The following is a 16,767-nucleotide window of genomic DNA, read 5'->3' as shown; positions in this document are numbered from 1 at the left end:
CAACAAAGCCCACCGCTCCGATGGCAAGAAATGGGACTGCCGTGATGGCCGCTGCGGAATATCCATGAACAATTAACTCCTCCTGCCCAACCAACACTGAATGAGAAAAACTCTCTCACCCAAGGCTGACACGAAGGGTTGCTGCGCTAGCGTCCGGTGGGGGAGCCTACTGGGAGTGCCTGCCGGGGGAGAGAAGTGTCTGAGATTGACTAAGGTTGAACTATGACGCAGAACAATGACAACAACATTGAATACCGCCAGGTGGGCCGCTCGGGACTAACGGTTTCTGCCGTGGGGCTTGGCTGCAACAATCTGGGCCGCAGCGGCACGGTGACACAAACGCAAGAGGGCAGTGGCGCCGTCGTGCATGCAGCCTTGGATGCGGGCATCACGCACTTCGATGTGGCCGATGTCTATGGCATGACGCCTGGGCTCAGTGAAACGATCCTGGGTAAGGCGCTCGGTGCGCACCGGGACGAGGTTGTGGTGGCCACCAAGTTTGGGATGGATGCCCAGGGTGCCAACGGCGTGGATTGGGGACGTCGCGGTTCGCGGAAGTACATTTTGCAGTCGGTCGAGGCCTCCTTGCGGCGGCTCAACACCGACTATCTGGACCTGTTTTACTACCACACCCCCGATGCGCACACGCCTATGGCTGAGACGCTTTCGGCGCTGGATGGCCTCGTGCAATCCGGCAAGGTCCGGTACATTGGCCATTCAAATTTGGCTGGTTGGCAGATGGCCGACGCCGAACACACAGCACGCGCGCTAGGCACAGAACGGTTTGTGGCCAGCCAGAATCACTACAATCTGCTGGACCGTCGCGCTGAGCTGGAGGTGACGCCTGCCGCCGAGGCCTACGGGCTGGGTGTCATGCCGTACTTCCCGCTGGCCAATGGGCTGCTGACGGGCAAGTACAAGGGTGGTGCCGTACCTGCCGGGAGCCGACTCTCACACACGCGTCAGCACCTAGTGAGCGAGGCTGACCAGGACCAGTTCGGGGCCTTTAGCGCGTTCGCTGCGGCCCGTGAGCTGACTGAGGTTCAGGTGGCGTTCTCGTGGCTGGCAGCCCAGCCTGCCGTAGCTAGTGTCATTGCCGGGGCCACCAAGCCAGAGCAGGTGCGCCAGAATGCTGCGGCCGCCAGCTGGAAGCCGACGGCCGAGGACTTGGCCGAGTTGGATCAGATCTTCCCGCGGACGCCGAAGGTGGCCTTGTTCTAGCCTCTTCTCGGAGCTGGGGAGCTCAAGCCGCTACTGCTGCGGCCCGTTAACTGCCAATGGTGCGCCTCTTTCAAAGTGGCGCACCATTGGCAGTTAACAGTACGCAGCAGCAAACTTCTCGTGTCCCTGTTTCGAACGTGTTGCTTTGCCGGGTCTTAGACGGAAACGGTGATCCATTCGCCGTCGATGGCGGCGGCGTAACGGGGCAGGGCTTCCTTGGCGGGGCCGGACACCACTGTGCCATCGCTTCCCTTGAAGATGGTGCTGTGGCAGGGGCATTTGAAGTCTTCGCCGTGTGGGGCCACCTTGCAGCCAGCGTGGGTGCAGATGTCCGTGTAGGCCATGACGGTGGTTTCGTCGGGGCGGAACAGCATGACTTCAACGTCCCCGGCCGTGGCTGCAGCGGTACCTCCGACGGGGAGTTCGCTCAGCTTGCCCACCTGGTGGGCGGTGCCGCCAGTGGGAATTTCGGCCGGGGTTTTGCCCTTGCTGCGGATGTCACTGGCCGACGGCGAGCAGCCCACCAAGGCGAGTGCGCAGGCAGCGCCAGTGGCGGCTGTGGTTACGCGTAGGGTGGATCGGCGGGTCAGGGAAGGCTCAACAGTCATGTCTTCATTCTTTCAGTTGAAGCTGAAAGAAAGCGAAACGAGGAACGGGTCCACAGTGCATGGCCTCAGCTGGGGTCTCAGCCGTGCAGGAGAATTTGGTAGAGGTTGTGGTCTTGCCATGTGCCAGCAATCTTCAGATACTGCGGGGCCATGCCAATCTGCTGGAATCCTGCTTTCAGCAGCACTCGCTGTGAGCCAATGTTGTCCAGGAGGGTACTCGCTTCGATGCGGTGTAGGCCCAGATCCTCACGCGCAGTGTCTATGATCGCTTGGACGGCGGATGATGCCAACCCTCGGCCTGTGTAGCGACTGTCCACCCAGTAACCCAGACTGCTGCTCTGGAAGGGGCCACGCACAATACCGGTCAAGTTGAACCGGCCAACGATTTCATCGCCAGTAAACAGGCCAAAGAGATGATCTACCCCAGCGTCATGCGCGACAAGCCGGCTGGCGATATCTGCGGCCTGCCATTCCTCGGTGTAGAACTCCGCCGAGCGTGCCGGATCCCAATAGGCAAGGTGGTCACGGTTGCGTGAGTAGGCAGCGGCAAGCTCTGCGGCATCGCTGACGCGCATGAGCCGCATACTGATATCTTCTTGAAGTTTCCTAGGTTTAAACACCTGTCAACGGTAGCCGCGTAACTTACCATTCGTGGTCATTGACGGCGGGTGTTGCCCGGTCAGCCTCGTCGTCAATCGCCTAGGTGAGCGCTTCTATCTGTTACACGGTCGAACCCTTTTACCGTCGACGAGATATCGGCGATGCAAAAAGTGATGGCAAAAGCGAATGCGGCCAATCCCTTCGAATTAGAGCCCTTGGACTTCTACAGCTCTGATGGTGAGACACGAACGGAAATTGAGGGGTCCACGAAGCTGCCCGCTGATTTTGAAGACATGTTCCCTTCTCTGGAGTACATGCTGGATGCTTTGACTTCAGTGCGCAGCGTGGTTCCCGACGCTACGTGGAATGTGAATCTCGACGAATCCGAGGTTGACTGGAGCCCAGATACAGGCTTTACGCTACCGGGTCTGTGAACGTTGCTCGATGCAGGTAAGTGGATGCAGGTAAAGAGGATGACCATTAACCACTTAGAAGAAGATTTCCATGTAGACGAGTTTGCTCGCGTGCTGCTGTCACTTGAACCGCACCTGCCAGTCTCGGACTCCTATGAGCGTGACTGTCCACAACTTCAGCGTGCCTGGTGGTCGAGTCAGCAGGAGCATATGGTGACCTGGTTTCAGGGCCAGAACAGTCAAGGAAGCGGACCGTTCAGTCGAAAGGTCCCGAACGCCAGTGCGCGCACCACATACAACCGGCTGCTTTGCCCGGCAGCTTTCGTATGGATGGCCGAGGCCCTAGGCGAAGATTTAAAGGTGGTTCAGACCGCTGCGGATGCGGCCCGGGCTGAAGCTAACCCTCGAAAACGCCCGGGAGTTCTTCGCCAGCATCTGCCTTGGACGCGGATCGCTGAATTGGCTCGAGCAGTGTGAATAATGTGCTGTTTTGGCGGTACTGGCCAATCCCAGCGCCCAGATGGTCAGGAACGCGAAGAGGCGCATTTCCAACACGTAAGTACTAGGAAGTCAGTAGCCAACTCGTTGAGGCCTGACTTTGCAGTTCCTCGTATATCGGTGAGCTGAGCATCTCCAATAGCACCTTCATTTTTTCCTTGCTGCCCGGAGCCTGAAGGCTCAGGCTGGTGTGGCTATCCAAGGCGGCGGACACAGCTGTTGTGACAGCGTGCGCCAGGTCAGGGCTGGCGCGGAAGTGCTGCCGAGAGTTGTTGCGCGCATTGCGTCTGCAAAGTGGTGTTTTTGACGAGTTCGCGTTTCATGCCGTCGACGAAGTGGGCTACAGCATCCAGCTTCTCAACTTCCAATCATGGAACTGCCGCCCAAGTCGCAGAGGGTTTGGAGGAACTCCACCGGCAGATGAGAGCTGATGAGCTGATGTTGGTGGTTGGGGGACATGTGCGCCGCGCCCAGGCACGCACAGTGGAACTGATCGCAAACCACTACGGCATGCCCAGCCACTGAGAGGGCGGGGACTCGCCGGAATAGCTGCCTTCCGCGGCCGGGACGCACAGCTGGAGCGGCCGGGCTTGGGTTTGCTGCGCTTGACTGTGGGGGAAATCTCCGCCGCTGAAGGGGCCTTGCAATTGGCAGACGGCGCCCGGGCCGTCAGACTGAATGCATGCAGACTTTCCTCCCATACCCCGACTTTCAGCAGAGTGCCGCCGCTCTGGACACGACAAGGCTAGGAAAACAGCGTGTTGAAGCGCTGCAAATTCTCCGTACGCTGGTGATTCCTGGATACGGCCGGCAGGAGCACCCCGCCGTCCGCATGTGGATGGGGCATGTTCCGGCTCTCACCATGTACGCCCTGGCCATCGCCGACGAATGGATCGCCCGCGGCCACCCGGACAACACCCGGGAGAGCATCAAGGAGTTCGCCCCGCAGGCCGCCCACCCCGACTATGCGGACAAGATCTCCATGCCGTCGTGGCTGGGTGACCCTGATTTTCATGCAAGTCACCGTTCCAGGCTGATTCAGAAGGACCCGCGCTTCTATGATGCGGTTTTTGCCGACACCCCCACGGATTTGGAATTGCTCTGGCCCGAGCCCCGGAGAGAAATCCTTCCCGAGGATCCTCGTGAGGACTTCGTGTGGGTTCTGCGCGCCCCGGTAGGCGACGTTGACCCGGAAAAGATCGACAAAGTCGGGATGCCGGCATGGGGCAAGGCCAAGCCTCAAAACGAGAAGAACGACGGCGGCGACGTCACCCAGGTCGACGAAAAGTCGCGTAAAGCTGTGGCCAAGGGTGCCCGCAAGGCACCCGTGCAGAAGACGAAGAAGCCCACTCGAAATCGCAAGCTACAGGATGAGGCATTCAGGACCCTGCCCGGCAACACCACGGTGCTGATCCCCTTTGAGGATGGTGCCAGGTTTGCGCTGGGCAAGCTCCAAGGCCGGCCGATCACGCTCGATGACGGCCGCTTTGGGCGCAACTTCGAAGTTGAGCAGATCCTTGACCGCGCGGACTTCGACAACCCTGCGCTCTTGCAGGATCCGCGGGTATTCTTCCCGATCCCCGCCCAGTAACGACAGGGCGGTGGGCCACGAAGAGCGCTGGCAACCTGAACGGCAGCACCTGACGTACTCGTTCACAATGCCCCACTGTTGAGCCTGCCTTCCCGATCGGGGTCTTAGCCGGTTGTTTTCAGCCCGGGCGCCCTCACCACAACGCTGGCGAGGGCGCCCGCCGTCGTCCGATGAAATGCGTCAGAAGCACTGGACCGACAGCGGAGTCTGACTCATTTTAGGAAGCCGAGAACACCGCGAGCCTGCCTAAACACGGGCAAATCCCCATTTGAACCTGTTTCACCACGCGTACCTTCATCGAAGCCACAGCTGATGCGCACCCCTCGAAAAGTGAACTGTGAGCAAGGAGAGGGATGATGCGCAGTGTGAGTTGCGACCATTAACGTGGTTGCAGTCCCACTAGTTTGCCGGAAGTTCAGCTGCGATATAACCATGGCGTCAGCTTGGCGCCGACAGTAGTCTGAGGATGATCCGGAGAAAACGCAGGTGAGCATCAGGGGAGAGCAACGAGATGAGACCACTTCGATACTCGATCAACGTCACGCTCGACGGTTGCTGCCATCACGAGGCAGGACTCGCGCCCGACGACGAGTCGATGCGCTACTGGACCGCAGAGATGGAGCGCGCCGATGCCCTACTCTTCGGCCGGGTGACCTACGAGACGATGGAGTCGGCGTGGCGGCAGCCGGCAACGGGTACATGGCCTGGCTGGATGGATGAGTGGCAGATCCCGTTCGCCGAGACCATCGACCGGGCGAAGAAATACGTTGTTTCGAGCACGCTGGGCGGGGTCGATTGGAATGCCGAGCTGGTGCGAGGCGACTTGGCGCGAGAGGTTCAGCGACTCAAGCAAGAGCCCGGCGAGGGGCTGTGGGTGGGTGGCGTGACGCTTCCGCTGGCATTGGCAGACCTGGGACTGATTGACGAGTATGAGTTCCTCGTACAGCCAGTCCTTGCCGGACACGGGCCGACGTTGCTCGCAGGGCTCCGTGAACGAATCCAACTCGAGCTCGTAGATCGCCACGAGTTCCGGTCGGGAGCCGTCGCCATGCGATACCGGCCCACGCCAGCAACAGCATGACGTGGTCCTGTCTTTGATCGTTGGCAGCTGCCTCCTGATGGTGTGAAAGCGCAGCTGCGACTCAGGGGAGGGCAACCAGATTAGACCACTTCGATACTCGATCAACGTCACGCTCCGGCATCCCGCAAGAACGCTGAGCTCGCTGCTCGGTCTAGGTGTCAACACATGAAAGGATCGGGACCTGTGCCAAGACCGGACCGCTTTTCGTGTGCTTCGCAGAGTGTCGAGCCACGTTCCCCTACCTGGAAGACGTTCCCGGACCCGAGTCAGGCGGCCGTGGCGGATGTGTTCTGGTGCGTCGGAGTTGCCGGCCGGACGTCAGTGCACCGAGCAGCGCCTCCATCGGTCCTTTGCCGACCAGTGCTGCCCACGATGAGCAACCGATGAGCACTCCGATGGTCATAGGCCAGAAGGGGGCAAGTTCTCGGAAGTCGGTCCAAGGGTCGAGATTCGGGTCGTGCCCGCTCTCGACCGAAATCCACACCGCCCAGACGATGATGTGCGAAACATAAGCTGTCAGGGGCATCGATCCGGCGGCGCGGATGGGCCAGAGCAGCCAACGCATTGGAGTCGCGCCGATCAGCGTGCACACTCCGATCACTGCAAGTGCGAAGCCGCCCGAACCGAGAGCCTCTCCGACGCCGGAGGAATGGGGTCCGTCTTGCATCACCGACTGAATCCATGCATCCGACCAGGCATCTTCGTTGACGAAGCTGTCTGATGCAATCACCCGATTGCCAATGGGGCCGATAATTCCGTAGCCGACAAATGCGAACCCCGCTCCAACAACGAGGAGGATCCAGGCACGATGGGGACCTGCGCTTAGCACTCGACCGGCCCCCATCCCCGCGGCGATGAAGGCCGTCCACAGAAGAAATGGGTAGTTCCAGCCCAGCATCCGCAGGACATCCTCGATTTCCTGTTGGTCGGAGATGTTTGCCACGTTGTAGTCGATCGTCATGACGACAAAGGGCATGGTCAGGGCCAGCAACATGGCGAGCATGAACAGGGTGCTCGCAGGCAGACGCAGCAGCGGTATGCCAATCAGGAAGAGGATGGCGTAGGCGGGCAGGATGACGAATATTGGAACCTCGAGTCCGTCGAGGGTTATGCCGAGGACCCAGATGAGTATTGCCCGAAGCGCGAGCTCCGTCCGTGTTCCCCACCGGCGGGTTGGTGCATCGTCATTGTTCTTCCGGGAAGTCGCGGCAGCCGTGACGAGCGCCAAGGAGACACCGGCGAGGGTGGCAAAGAGGATAGATGAACGGCCAGAGACTATGCCCGACCACGTCTCACCCCGGCCCCATTCCAACGGCGCGATGACGGCGAGGTGCGCCGCGAACATGCCGAAGATGGCGAACCCGCGGGCCAGATCGATGCCGGGCAGCCGGTGCGGCGGTTCGAGCCGGATGAGGTTCGTCTTGAAGCTCTCGACCAGCCGGCGATTACGTAGCCGGGGGTTGCTCATGTAGCGATCCTCTCATCTGTCCGGTGTGATCGAGGGCCGTTTCAGCTGATTCAGCCTCTTAATGCCGGCGCCGCGTGAAGCAAACTCTGTTGCTGTGCTCATGATGAGTTCCTGCATGGCTTTCGCGGCGCGGGTAAGACTGACGTCTTTCCGATGAGCCAGGCTGAGGGTGCGCGTAAGACTAGGTGCGGTCAATGGAACGGACCGGAGACTCGGCCGGTCTAAGCGGACCATGGCTGGTACGACGGCTGCTCCCAGTCCGAGTTCAACAAGTCGCAACACTGCGTCCATTTCGGCGCCTTCGAGAACCACATTTGGGTTCAGTTCATGAGACCGGTAGGCATCCATGGTGGTCCTGCGTAGGTCGTAGCTTTGGTCAAAAACGATTTGCGGAACGTCCGCCAACTCGGCGAGCGTGATCGTGTTCTTGTCCGCAAAGTAGGCATCGTTGGTGGCTGTGATCACCACCAAGTCCTCCCGCAGCAGTGGAATGCTCTCGAGGCTGCTTGTCATAGCTGTACCGTCTTGGGAGGTCACTACAAGCGCTAGATCGAGGGTGCCGCCGGCAAGTTGAGTCAAGAGATCCCGGGAACCGGCTTCGCTGAGATGAAGCTCGATACCCGGGTGGTTTCGGTGGAAGGATCCCAGGACTTCGGGCACCATGCTGATGCATAGAGATGGAGGAGCCCCCAGCCGGACCCGCCCTTTGTGCAACCCGGCAAGCTCCTGCATCTCCTGTCTTACGGTTTCGGCGTCCGCGAGCATCCGCTGGGCCAATGGAAGGAGCGCTTCGCCGGCGGCGGTGAGTGTGATGTTGCCCCGGGCACGATGAAAGAGTTCGGATCCGAGGTCCTGTTCAAGAGTGGAAATCTGGCGGCTCAGGGAGGGCTGTGCCAGGTGAAGTTGGGCGGCAGCTCGCGTGAAATGGCCGGTCCTGGCAACTTCGATAAAACTTTGCAACTGTTCCAAGTTCATGTCGATAGCATATATGCATCGATATGACTCGAATAATTCATTGGACTAATCGTCGGGCTGTTTCTAGCGTTGAAACCATGGCAACTGACACAGTTAAAGAAAAGAAGATCTCCACTTCAGTCCTCATTATCGGTACGGGTGGGTCCGGGTTACGTGCGGCGATCGAGCTTGCAGAATTGGGAGTCGACGTGCTGGCGGTGGGTAAGCGCCCCCGCAATGACGCGCACACTTCCCTGGCGGCGGGCGGCATCAACGCAGCCCTCGGCACCATGGATGAAGAAGACTCCTGGCAGCAGCACGCTGCCGACACCATCAAAGAAAGCTACTACCTGGCCAACCCAAAAACCGTGGAAATCGTGGCGCGCGGTGCAGCACGTGGAATAGAGGATCTAGAGCGCTATGGCATGGGCTTCGCCAGGGAAGACGATGGTCGCATCTCTCAGCGGTTCTTTGGTGCCCATAAATTCCGTCGGACCGCGTTTGCCGGCGACTATACGGGCTTGGAAATCCAGCGCACGCTGGTACGACGCAGCGAGCAACTCGATATTCCCATCATGGATTCCTTCTATGTCACTCGATTGCTGGTAAAGGACAACCAGGTCTTCGGTGCCTATGGATTCGATATTAACTCGGGCATCCGCTACGTGATTCATGCTGACGCGGTAATCCTGGCCGCTGGCGGCCACAACAGGATCTGGCGTCGCACCTCCTCGCGCCGCGACGAAAACACGGGTGATTCATTCCGGCTGGCCGTCGACGCCGGAGCTCGATTGCGGGATCCTGAACTGGTGCAGTTCCATCCCTCGGGGATCATCGAACCAGAAGGTGCGGCCGGAACACTGATTTCCGAAGCGGCTCGCGGCGAGGGCGGAGTGCTGCGCAACGCACTGGGCGAACGGTTCATGGAACGCTATGACCCAGTGCGCAAGGAACTCTCCAGCCGCGATCGGGTGGCGTTGGCTGCTTACACGGAAATCAAGGAGGGGCGCGGAACAGAGAAAGGTGGCGTGTGGTTGGACGTATCCCACTTGCCTCGGCAGACAATCATGGAGCGCCTGCCGAGGGTCTATCAGACAATGATGGAAGTGCAGATGCTCGACATAACTCGTGAACCGATCGAGATCGCACCAACAGCCCACTATTCGATGGGAGGGGTATGGGTGAAGCCTGAGGATCACAGCACCGATGTGGCCGGATTGTATGCAATCGGCGAGGCATCGAGCGGACTGCACGGCGCTAACCGTTTGGGCGGCAACTCGCTGATCGAATTGATGGTCTTCGGACGGATCGTTGGTCAGGCAGCTGCTGCATACTCAGCATCCTTGGATCACCAGCCTCGATCCGCCGAGGCCCTGGCGCAGGCCCGCGGAGAAATCGACGGGCTGTTGGCTGCTGATGGGGAGGAGAATGTGCGTGCGCTGCAGCGGGCAATCCGCGACATGATGACCGAACACGCAGGCGTGGTCCGCGACGAGGACGGACTGAAGGCGGGGCTGGCAAGGCTGGCGGACATCGAGGAACGAATGGAGCATGTGGGGATCCACCCTGATATTGCGGGCTACCAGGATTTGGCTCATGCTTTTGATCTGATGGGTTCTGCGTTGGCCGCACGGGCCACCCTGGAGACTGCCCTCGAACGGCGTGAATCTCGTGGTTGCCACAACCGCAGCGACTACCCGGCCATTGATCCGGAGCTTGCGGTCAACCTCGTTTGGTCCCCTTCTACGGGGGTCGTTCGTGAGGAAATCCCAGCAATCTCCGACGAGATTCGCGGGCTCATTCAGGAAGTTTCGACGGTAGGTAAGCTCGTGGAATGAGTATCGACGTCGAATCGATCACCTGCCGCGGACAGCAGTACTCAACCCCTCCAACTATTGACTACACACCAGTTTCCGCCGGCTGACGCAGACCCGCGGCCGACACGAGATTCGGTTCAGCGAGAATGGCTGACACGTTGTGGCGGCCAAGAGACAAGGTGCCTCTACGAGATGCCCTTCTCCTCGGGAAAATAGTTCCTTAGACAAGTACTATTTTCCCGAGGAGAAGGGCATTCTCTGCTTAAACCGTCGCGCATCCAACGCAACTACCGGCGGATCGAGTATCAGTCGGCCCGGGTGAAGACGCCGAGCCCGTTCGGTTCCTGCCCCTCGCCCGGGAACTTGTTGAAGTACGTCAGGGTGACCCCCGTAATCTGCTCGCCCTCGCGTACGAAGACCGCAGAGGAGAGTGAACCGGGGAGCGCATTCTCACCGGTCGGCACGAACGACAGCGTGTCGCCGTTCCACGGATCGATCGTGAACGTGTAGCCGCCCTGGGGGCCGAGCGCGCCGGTGAGGGTGCCGTTCTTCTCGGTCACCACGAAGTTGCCGAAGTAGGGGCTCGTGTAGGTGCCGACGTAGTCGCCGGCCGGACCCGCTGCCGCGGCATCTTCGGGCGGCTCCTGGTCGACGAGGTCGCCCGCCGGGTCGTCGAAGTTCTCAAAGAAGCCGGCCATCAGGTCCAGCCAGGGGCGCGTCTCCGCGCCGAACTGTACGAGGTCGACGAACTCTGAAGCGATCGCCTCCGGAACTCCCGACGGCGCTCCGTTCGTGAGCACGACGATGCCGAGGTTCAGATCGGGGATCATCGTGGCGTTGGTGGCGGAACCCCATCCGAAGGCGCCGGAGTGGCTGATGTTGACGCGGCCTGCCACGGTGGCGCCGACGTTCGTGCCGAAGCCGTAGTGCGAGGTGCGCGCTGTCAGGTTCTGGGCGTCGCCGCCGGTGATCGAGTGCGCGGAATAGGTCTTTGCGAGTACGAGCGGGTCGATGAATTCAGCGCCGTCGACCTCGCCGTTGGCCAGCACCATGTTCATCCACTTCGCAATGTCGCCGGCTGTGGATGCGACGCCTCCGGCAGGCGCCTCGGCATCGGCGTCACGGTCGAACAGCTGCTCGTACTTTCCATCTCCGGTGCGCGCGTGCATGGCTGCGCGATCATCTGAGGCAAGGTATTGGTCGTGGACGGTGGTCGTGGAAGTCATGCCGAGCGGCTCGTACAGCAGATCGTGCGCGGTCTGCGCCCAGGTTTGCCCGCGCGACGCCGCGACCGCCTCGCCGCCCACCGTCAGTCCGAAGTTGGAGTATTGGTACGTGTCGCGGAACGACGCTAGGGGAATCTGGTTCATGTGGGACATGATGTAATCGACATCGAAGCCGATGTCCTCGAGGTCATCGCCGGCACCGGTTGGAATGCCGGTGCGGTGCGAGAAGAAGTCGGCGATCTTTCCATGCTCGGTCACATACGGATCTTTAAGCGCGAAGTCGGGGAGGTATTTGACCACCGGATCTTCCCAGGACAGGTCGGTGTCTTCGGTGATTGCTTTGGCCACAATGCTCGACGAGAGGGGCTTGGACAACGACGCGATCTGAAACACCGTGTTGACGTCGACGGGCTTCTTCGTGGTCAGGTCCCGCACACCGTATCCCTTTTCGAACACGACCTTCCCGTTCGAGACGACGGCGACGCCCGCTCCGGGTACTCCAGTCTGCTTGAGCGCGTTTTTGATGTACTTGGGAAGCGCATGGACGGCTGCGGCCACTGCCGTGTCACGATCCGTGTAGAGCTCGATGACGTCCTGGTCGGGGAATTGGCCGAGTGTGACGGCGGGCCCGCTCGAGGACGGCTTTTTCCCGGCCGTACCCGCTGTACCCGCGGTGCACGCCGTCATTGCCAGAGCGAGTGCTGCCACCGTAGAGAAGGCGACAATGCGTCCGACGCCCTTGTTTGTGCTGCTCATGCTGTTCATGCCGCTGCCTCCGGTTGACTACCTCTGAGCGGACCCATGGCTTCCCAGACGCGCATGTGAAGCCATGGATCCCGGTCCCCCCCTAGAGACAAGTGTGGATGGACGGAAGCGGACAAAACAACTGCCGCTTCCGGACTTGACCCCTTGAGGACGTCCGGAACCGGTCACCTGCGCCATAATGGTGTCTACGGGCGCTCCGGAGGTGGACATGGAAGATAGCAAACTGCTCGAACTGATCTACAGCAGCCGCCCTGTGACGGTGGCGGAGCTCGCCACCACAGTGCACACGGACGAGGGTGAGGTTGCCGACGCCGTCGAGCGTCTTGCGCGGGCAGGTGCGATCTCGGTTCGTGATGGCACGATCGCGTATGCGATGCCGGCGATGTGGACGGCCGACGTCGTCAAACGCGAAGTGCGTGAGATGCGGCAGGCGGCGGACGAGGCCGCCTCGCGAATCGAGGCGCTCGTCGCAGACCTGCCAGCCCTGCTGCGTCACTGGGCTGCGGGCGAGGCATCCGGTGATCTCGTACCCGTTTTCGTGCGGCATGGGCCGCGGGCGGCAGAAGACCTCTGGTACGACATCGCGCGGGAGGGGAGCGACACCGCCTGGTCGGTGCTGCCCGATCTCGGACGCTATCTGCAGACCGATCCCGCTCGCGCCGGCCGTTTTGCGGAGATGTTCGCCGGCAAGCGGTCGGTGCGGGCGCTGCTCCCACGTTCGATGGCAGGGGACGCCCGGCTCGTGGCGATTGCCGAGCGCTACGAGGCCGTCGGGGTGGAGTTCCGCCTGCTCGACGATCTTCCAAGCTGGTTCTGGATCGACGGCGAGGTGCTCGCATTGCCGATCGAATGGGGCGAGGGATGGCCGTCCAGTGTGGTCGGAGTCCGGAGCGCGGCCCTGGCCGAGCTTGGCCGAAGCCTGTTCCGCGAGCTCTGGCGTCGCGGCGAGCCGATCGGTGGGCTGCAGCAGCCGTGGGCGCCGCTGCTTGCGCTGATGAAGCAGGGCCTCACTCTCGACGCGGCATCTCGGCGACTCGGGATCAACCCGCGAACGGGGCGGCGTCGCATTGCGGCGGCGATGGAGCAGTACGGCGTGTCAACCTTGTTCGCCTTGGGTGTCGCCTGGGCCGCGGACGGGAAGCCCACCACACGCTGAGCGGCGGCCTCCTCGCAGCCGCCGTGTTATGAGTGATCGTAATTCAGTTGAGTCAAGAGTTCGAGCAAGGCAGACTGGTCTTGAGCCACCGTGGTTTGTGTCCTTTGTGAGTAGCTTTGATCGGTTCTCACTGACCATCCCACGGTGGCTCCCCATGTAGACGATCGGACGCTCGGAACCCAGGAAACTACGCCACTACCTGGGAAGCGACCGTCAATTTCTGAGCTGTGGCGTTAAATAGGGGAGTTCGGCCAGAGTTTTGCCTTAGGCAACTCTGACCTGCGGAATGAAACCGCAGGTCAGAGGTATTTTTGTTCCGCGGGCGGGAATTGAACCCACGACCAAGAGAATCTCACCATCTGGATGTCACGGGGTGCTGATGGCTATCAAAATTGGTGTCTTTTCGGGAAGTTTCGTCCTTTTTGGCGACTACGACATGTCACTGATCGCCGTAGTTTTCGGTTGAATTAGATGGGTAAAAGATGAGTGACACGGCTGGAGCCATTGACGTTGTCGGGGGTTGACCGCGAAATCTGTGAATGCAGGTTCATCAGAGATCCTTCTCGGGGCAGTGTATGTTACCGTCCGTGGATACTATTTTACGCCTGAGAACCACGCCAGGGCACTGGTGGATGCCTTTGAGATTGCGAAGCCGTCAGCGGTGGCCAGCGACTGGTACCCGACGAGCATTCTGACACTTTCTGGGTCAGGCTGGGGTTTTTCTTATGGCGGGGAGTGAGGGCTTCGATGTCCCGCACACCAACCTTCCCCGGTCCAGCCCCGGGCCTCAGCAACGTTCCGCATAGCACTGAGCTTGTGGCTACCCCGCGCCGCCGTTTCCGTTGACTATTCCCCTTTCATCAAATTCCGCTTGATCAAACTCGCGAATCAGACCCTGACCGAGGTCCGCCAACAACTTCCTCATCAGCTGCGTGGGCGTCGTGGCCGGGCAGTGGTGAACCGTCCCGGAAATTATGCCGCCAGTTTTCTGTGCTGCAATTGTGCGTTTACCTGTATGACCATTACGCGCCGGGATTTTAGGCCCAAGGATCTTCCCAGAGTGCTGTTTCCCCACTTTCGTGCAGAATTTAGTAAGCGGTATCAGGCGGGGGTGCTGATGGTGGCGCGGGTGACCGAAATGGAACCGGCACAGCTGTACAGTCGGCCTACGAGGGTGGCGCGGGATTGGATCGCGGCATCTGTGTTAGCTAGGAAGGTGCCGCGGGCGGTGCTTGACGGCCCTAGGGTGACTGCTCCGGTACTGCGCCAATAGACGTTCTCTGCCCGTGCTCCACGCGTGAGCACGATGGTGCTGTTCTCGGCGGTGATGATGGTTCCGGCGCGGAAGATGAATCGCGCGCTGGGGTCTCCCCGGGCATCAAGGGTCAGTGTGCCGTTGACGGTGAACCTGCCCGTGGAGCTGGTGTATACCCCGGGGGTGAGGGTGCCTGCAAGTACCGGGGCGCGAGTGACCGTGGTGGGGTACTTTTCCAGCGCCGAATACAGGCTGAGAACGTCGATTTTGGCGTTGTGGGCACCGGTTGTGTTCTTGTCACTGCTGCCGGTGATGTCCCACGGCCAGAAGCCATCGATCCTCGTCCCGGGACTTGTGGCCACGTTTCCGGTGATGTCCGTGCCTATAGCTAGAAGGGGGTCGTGCTGAATGTTCCCGTGGGCGAGCAGGACGTAGGTCGCCGCTCTGCCCAGAGTTAGTACCGGAAGGCTTGCTACACCCCAGCTGCTTCGGGTCCGGGTACTGGCAGTGAAAGCAGCTGTGGAGGGGGAAACCCTGGTACCAAGAATTACGCCCGCGGCGACCAATCCGACCACTGCCACTACGGCCCGACGAGCAGGGGTCGTGGACGGCGGTTCTTCGAAGTCCTCGGCTTCGGAGCGTGCAGGGCCCTCGGCATCGGTATGTGGGGTCCGTCCTTGACCAGGGCCCCTGGAAACTAGGACCAGGGCAGCAATGGTGATCAGAAGCCATCCAACGAGCGGTATGGTCTTTCCCGTTGCGAGCCAAAAGCCCGGCAGACCGATGAACGGTACCAGGAGGCGCGCCTGCCCCGTGATTTGCTGGCGTTCCAGCGCACTGCTGTCGACGTCCTGATTCGCATCACCTGCGGTGGTAAACGTTCCGTCATCCCGTGCCTCCACGATGCGGTGCAAACGAAGCCGTTCGATGCCAGAGGGTTCGGCAGCGGCGGGGCTGCGGTACTGCACGACCCCACCCAGGGGTACGGGGTCGGTCATGGCCCAAGGTGAAACTACCGCCACATCGCCAGGGGAGATGTGCGGTTCCATGGACCCGGTCTGGATGACTGTGGCGTGCCAACCGAACAATACAGGCAGAAGGGCGAAGGCAGCCAGAGTGGCCATCAACACCAGGTAGCCCTCGGCCAAGGCAAAGCCAAGTAGCCTGCCCCACCCCGGTGTGCGGGGCGGGGCAGGCTGCCGGCGTCGTGCTGCGTTGCTCACTGAAAAGTGGAAATGCTAGTTAGCGGTATCGCTTTGCAATTCCCACACAATGTCCACACTGGTCCGCGAACCCTGGAGAGCATCAATCTCCTGCTGGCTCATACCCGTGGTATTGAAAGTCCAGGTTCCACGGTAGGTGGCGCTTTCACCCGCGGTCCCAGCCGTTTCCCACTCAGCACCACCGTTGGTGTAGTTATTATTCACGGTAGCAAGAGTACTGAGGGGCTGGGGCGCAAGTGCGCCCGGGATCGGTGTGAACCCGGTGCAGTCGTTGAAGGTTCCGCCGGAGCCACGCTCAACCTGAAAGGTGATGCGACTCTCCAGACCGGCAGCAGAGGGGGAAAGGTTCTGCATGTAAGCACGGACTTCGCCCGGGACGGTGGAGTTGGAGGTTACCACGATGCACTTCTGACCTGTCTGACCGGGAACGAGGTTCTCTGCAGTGAACGCCGCGGCGCCCAGGTCGTCATCGGTTAGGGCGACCTGGCCGGTGGACCAGGAGTTGCCGGAGTTGCGGGTGGTGGCGGTGAAGGCGGCATCGGAGGCCTGCCAAACCATGGCACCAGCCAGAAGGATGGCCACGGGGACGGCCGCGAGGCCAACAATACGGGCAGAGCGGACAGTGGGAGCGGAAAGAGTGCGCATAAAGAGACCTTCGATGGTGGGTACGGAGCAGAGGCGGCCAGGGTCGCGGTCCTCCAACTGGAGCCACCTCGATTACGGCCGAAGTCTTGCCAGCCCCCCAAAAGCCTTTTTCGCTTACAGGATAAGAGTAACAACATAAACAGGATTAAAACTGAATCGTCCCGGGTTTTGTGCCGTTTTCTATTGAGAGAATGGATAGCATGCCCAAGCAGTACACCCCTGAAGTTAAGAGCCGTGCCGTGTCCT

Annotated in this window: 14 protein-coding genes; 7 read left to right on the top strand and 7 right to left on the bottom strand. The window is 60.6% G+C overall.

Annotated features, from left to right (window positions below; translation table 11 throughout):
• Nucleotides 1–222 precede the first annotated feature (222 nt).
• Nucleotides 223–1,221, top strand: coding sequence for an aldo/keto reductase (locus AB0O97_RS19640; protein ID WP_363884907.1), 999 nt, complete (start codon nt 223–225; stop codon nt 1,219–1,221).
• 155 nt (nt 1,222–1,376) lie between these two features.
• Here the strand turns inward: AB0O97_RS19640 and AB0O97_RS19635 are convergent, their stop codons facing one another.
• Together AB0O97_RS19635 and AB0O97_RS19630 are read right to left on the bottom strand one after the other, a co-directional pair.
• Nucleotides 1,377–1,829, bottom strand: coding sequence for a Rieske (2Fe-2S) protein (locus tag AB0O97_RS19635; RefSeq protein ID WP_363841301.1), 453 nt, complete (start codon nt 1,827–1,829; stop codon nt 1,377–1,379).
• Between the two features lie 77 nt (nt 1,830–1,906).
• Nucleotides 1,907–2,413 (bottom strand): GNAT family protein, encoded by a 507-nt coding sequence (locus tag AB0O97_RS19630; RefSeq protein WP_363884905.1) that lies wholly within the window; start codon nt 2,411–2,413, stop codon nt 1,907–1,909.
• Between the two features lie 189 nt (nt 2,414–2,602).
• Between AB0O97_RS19630 and AB0O97_RS19625 the strand changes: the two genes are divergently transcribed.
• The 4 genes from AB0O97_RS19625 (at nt 2,603) to AB0O97_RS19610 (ending at nt 6,012) form a co-directional block, all read left to right on the top strand.
• Nucleotides 2,603–2,863 (top strand): hypothetical protein, encoded by a 261-nt coding sequence (locus AB0O97_RS19625; protein ID WP_363841295.1) that lies wholly within the window; start codon nt 2,603–2,605, stop codon nt 2,861–2,863.
• A gap of 39 nt (nt 2,864–2,902) precedes the next feature.
• Nucleotides 2,903–3,319, top strand: a complete 417-nt coding sequence (locus AB0O97_RS19620; RefSeq protein ID WP_363884903.1) for a hypothetical protein — start codon at nt 2,903–2,905, stop codon at nt 3,317–3,319.
• A 703-nt stretch (nt 3,320–4,022) separates the two neighbouring features.
• Nucleotides 4,023–4,931, top strand: coding sequence for an MSMEG_6728 family protein (locus AB0O97_RS19615; protein ID WP_363841290.1), 909 nt, complete (start codon nt 4,023–4,025; stop codon nt 4,929–4,931).
• 511 nt (nt 4,932–5,442) lie between these two features.
• Complete coding sequence (locus tag AB0O97_RS19610) at nt 5,443–6,012, top strand: dihydrofolate reductase family protein (RefSeq protein ID WP_363841287.1); 570 nt, start codon at nt 5,443–5,445, stop codon at nt 6,010–6,012.
• Nucleotides 6,013–6,250: 238 nt separating this feature from the next.
• Here AB0O97_RS19610 and AB0O97_RS19605 read toward each other — a convergent pair whose 3' ends face one another.
• Entirely contained in the window at nt 6,251–7,480 is a 1,230-nt protein-coding gene (locus AB0O97_RS19605; protein WP_363841284.1) for a heparan-alpha-glucosaminide N-acetyltransferase domain-containing protein, read from the bottom strand.
• Between the two features lie 12 nt (nt 7,481–7,492).
• The gene (locus AB0O97_RS19600; RefSeq protein ID WP_363841281.1) at nt 7,493–8,455 is read right to left on the bottom strand and encodes a LysR family transcriptional regulator; all 963 of its coding nucleotides are present in this window, start codon (nt 8,453–8,455) and stop codon (nt 7,493–7,495) included.
• 77 nt (nt 8,456–8,532) lie between these two features.
• Here AB0O97_RS19600 and AB0O97_RS19595 point away from each other — a divergent pair, with 77 nt between their 5' ends.
• The gene (locus AB0O97_RS19595; protein ID WP_363841278.1) at nt 8,533–10,272 is read left to right on the top strand and encodes an FAD-binding protein; all 1,740 of its coding nucleotides are present in this window, start codon (nt 8,533–8,535) and stop codon (nt 10,270–10,272) included.
• Nucleotides 10,273–10,556: 284 nt separating this feature from the next.
• Here the strand turns inward: AB0O97_RS19595 and AB0O97_RS19590 are convergent, their stop codons facing one another.
• Entirely contained in the window at nt 10,557–12,242 is a 1,686-nt protein-coding gene (locus tag AB0O97_RS19590; RefSeq protein WP_363841275.1) for a serine hydrolase domain-containing protein, read from the bottom strand.
• Nucleotides 12,243–12,450: 208 nt separating this feature from the next.
• Between AB0O97_RS19590 and AB0O97_RS19585 the strand changes: the two genes are divergently transcribed.
• The gene (locus AB0O97_RS19585) at nt 12,451–13,398 is read left to right on the top strand and encodes a hypothetical protein (protein ID WP_363841272.1); all 948 of its coding nucleotides are present in this window, start codon (nt 12,451–12,453) and stop codon (nt 13,396–13,398) included.
• Nucleotides 13,399–14,499: 1,101 nt separating this feature from the next.
• Here the strand turns inward: AB0O97_RS19585 and AB0O97_RS19580 are convergent.
• Complete coding sequence (locus AB0O97_RS19580; protein WP_363884901.1) at nt 14,500–15,876, bottom strand: ice-binding family protein; 1,377 nt, start codon at nt 15,874–15,876, stop codon at nt 14,500–14,502.
• A gap of 15 nt (nt 15,877–15,891) precedes the next feature.
• Entirely contained in the window at nt 15,892–16,521 is a 630-nt protein-coding gene (locus tag AB0O97_RS19575; protein ID WP_363884900.1) for a hypothetical protein, read from the bottom strand.
• Nucleotides 16,522–16,767: the final 246 nt, after the last annotated feature.

Origin of the sequence: Specibacter sp. NPDC078692 (assembly GCF_040686835.1) — a bacterium.
Lineage (GTDB): Bacteria > Actinomycetota > Actinomycetes > Actinomycetales > Micrococcaceae > Specibacter.
Note: the sequence above shows the minus strand (reverse complement) of the source record. Positions and strands in the feature narration are given on the sequence as shown.

What these genes read in the sequence shown, in the direction of transcription:
- AB0O97_RS19625 (WP_363841295.1), top strand. Translation starts at nt 2,603, where the DNA reads ATGGCAAAAGCGAATGCGGCCAATCCCTTCGAATTAGAGCCCTTGGAC.
- AB0O97_RS19575 (WP_363884900.1), bottom strand. Translation starts at nt 16,521, where the DNA reads ATGCGCACTCTTTCCGCTCCCACTGTCCGCTCTGCCCGTATTGTTGGC.
- AB0O97_RS19590 (WP_363841275.1), bottom strand. Translation starts at nt 12,242, where the DNA reads ATGAACAGCATGAGCAGCACAAACAAGGGCGTCGGACGCATTGTCGCC.
- AB0O97_RS19600 (WP_363841281.1), bottom strand. Translation starts at nt 8,455, where the DNA reads ATGAACTTGGAACAGTTGCAAAGTTTTATCGAAGTTGCCAGGACCGGC.
- AB0O97_RS19595 (WP_363841278.1), top strand. Translation starts at nt 8,533, where the DNA reads ATGGCAACTGACACAGTTAAAGAAAAGAAGATCTCCACTTCAGTCCTC.
- AB0O97_RS19605 (WP_363841284.1), bottom strand. Translation starts at nt 7,480, where the DNA reads ATGAGCAACCCCCGGCTACGTAATCGCCGGCTGGTCGAGAGCTTCAAG.
- AB0O97_RS19630 (WP_363884905.1), bottom strand. Translation starts at nt 2,413, where the DNA reads ATGCGGCTCATGCGCGTCAGCGATGCCGCAGAGCTTGCCGCTGCCTAC.
- AB0O97_RS19610 (WP_363841287.1), top strand. Translation starts at nt 5,443, where the DNA reads ATGAGACCACTTCGATACTCGATCAACGTCACGCTCGACGGTTGCTGC.
- AB0O97_RS19640 (WP_363884907.1), top strand. Translation starts at nt 223, where the DNA reads ATGACGCAGAACAATGACAACAACATTGAATACCGCCAGGTGGGCCGC.
- AB0O97_RS19635 (WP_363841301.1), bottom strand. Translation starts at nt 1,829, where the DNA reads ATGACTGTTGAGCCTTCCCTGACCCGCCGATCCACCCTACGCGTAACC.
- AB0O97_RS19585 (WP_363841272.1), top strand. Translation starts at nt 12,451, where the DNA reads ATGGAAGATAGCAAACTGCTCGAACTGATCTACAGCAGCCGCCCTGTG.
- AB0O97_RS19620 (WP_363884903.1), top strand. Translation starts at nt 2,903, where the DNA reads ATGACCATTAACCACTTAGAAGAAGATTTCCATGTAGACGAGTTTGCT.
- AB0O97_RS19615 (WP_363841290.1), top strand. Translation starts at nt 4,023, where the DNA reads ATGCAGACTTTCCTCCCATACCCCGACTTTCAGCAGAGTGCCGCCGCT.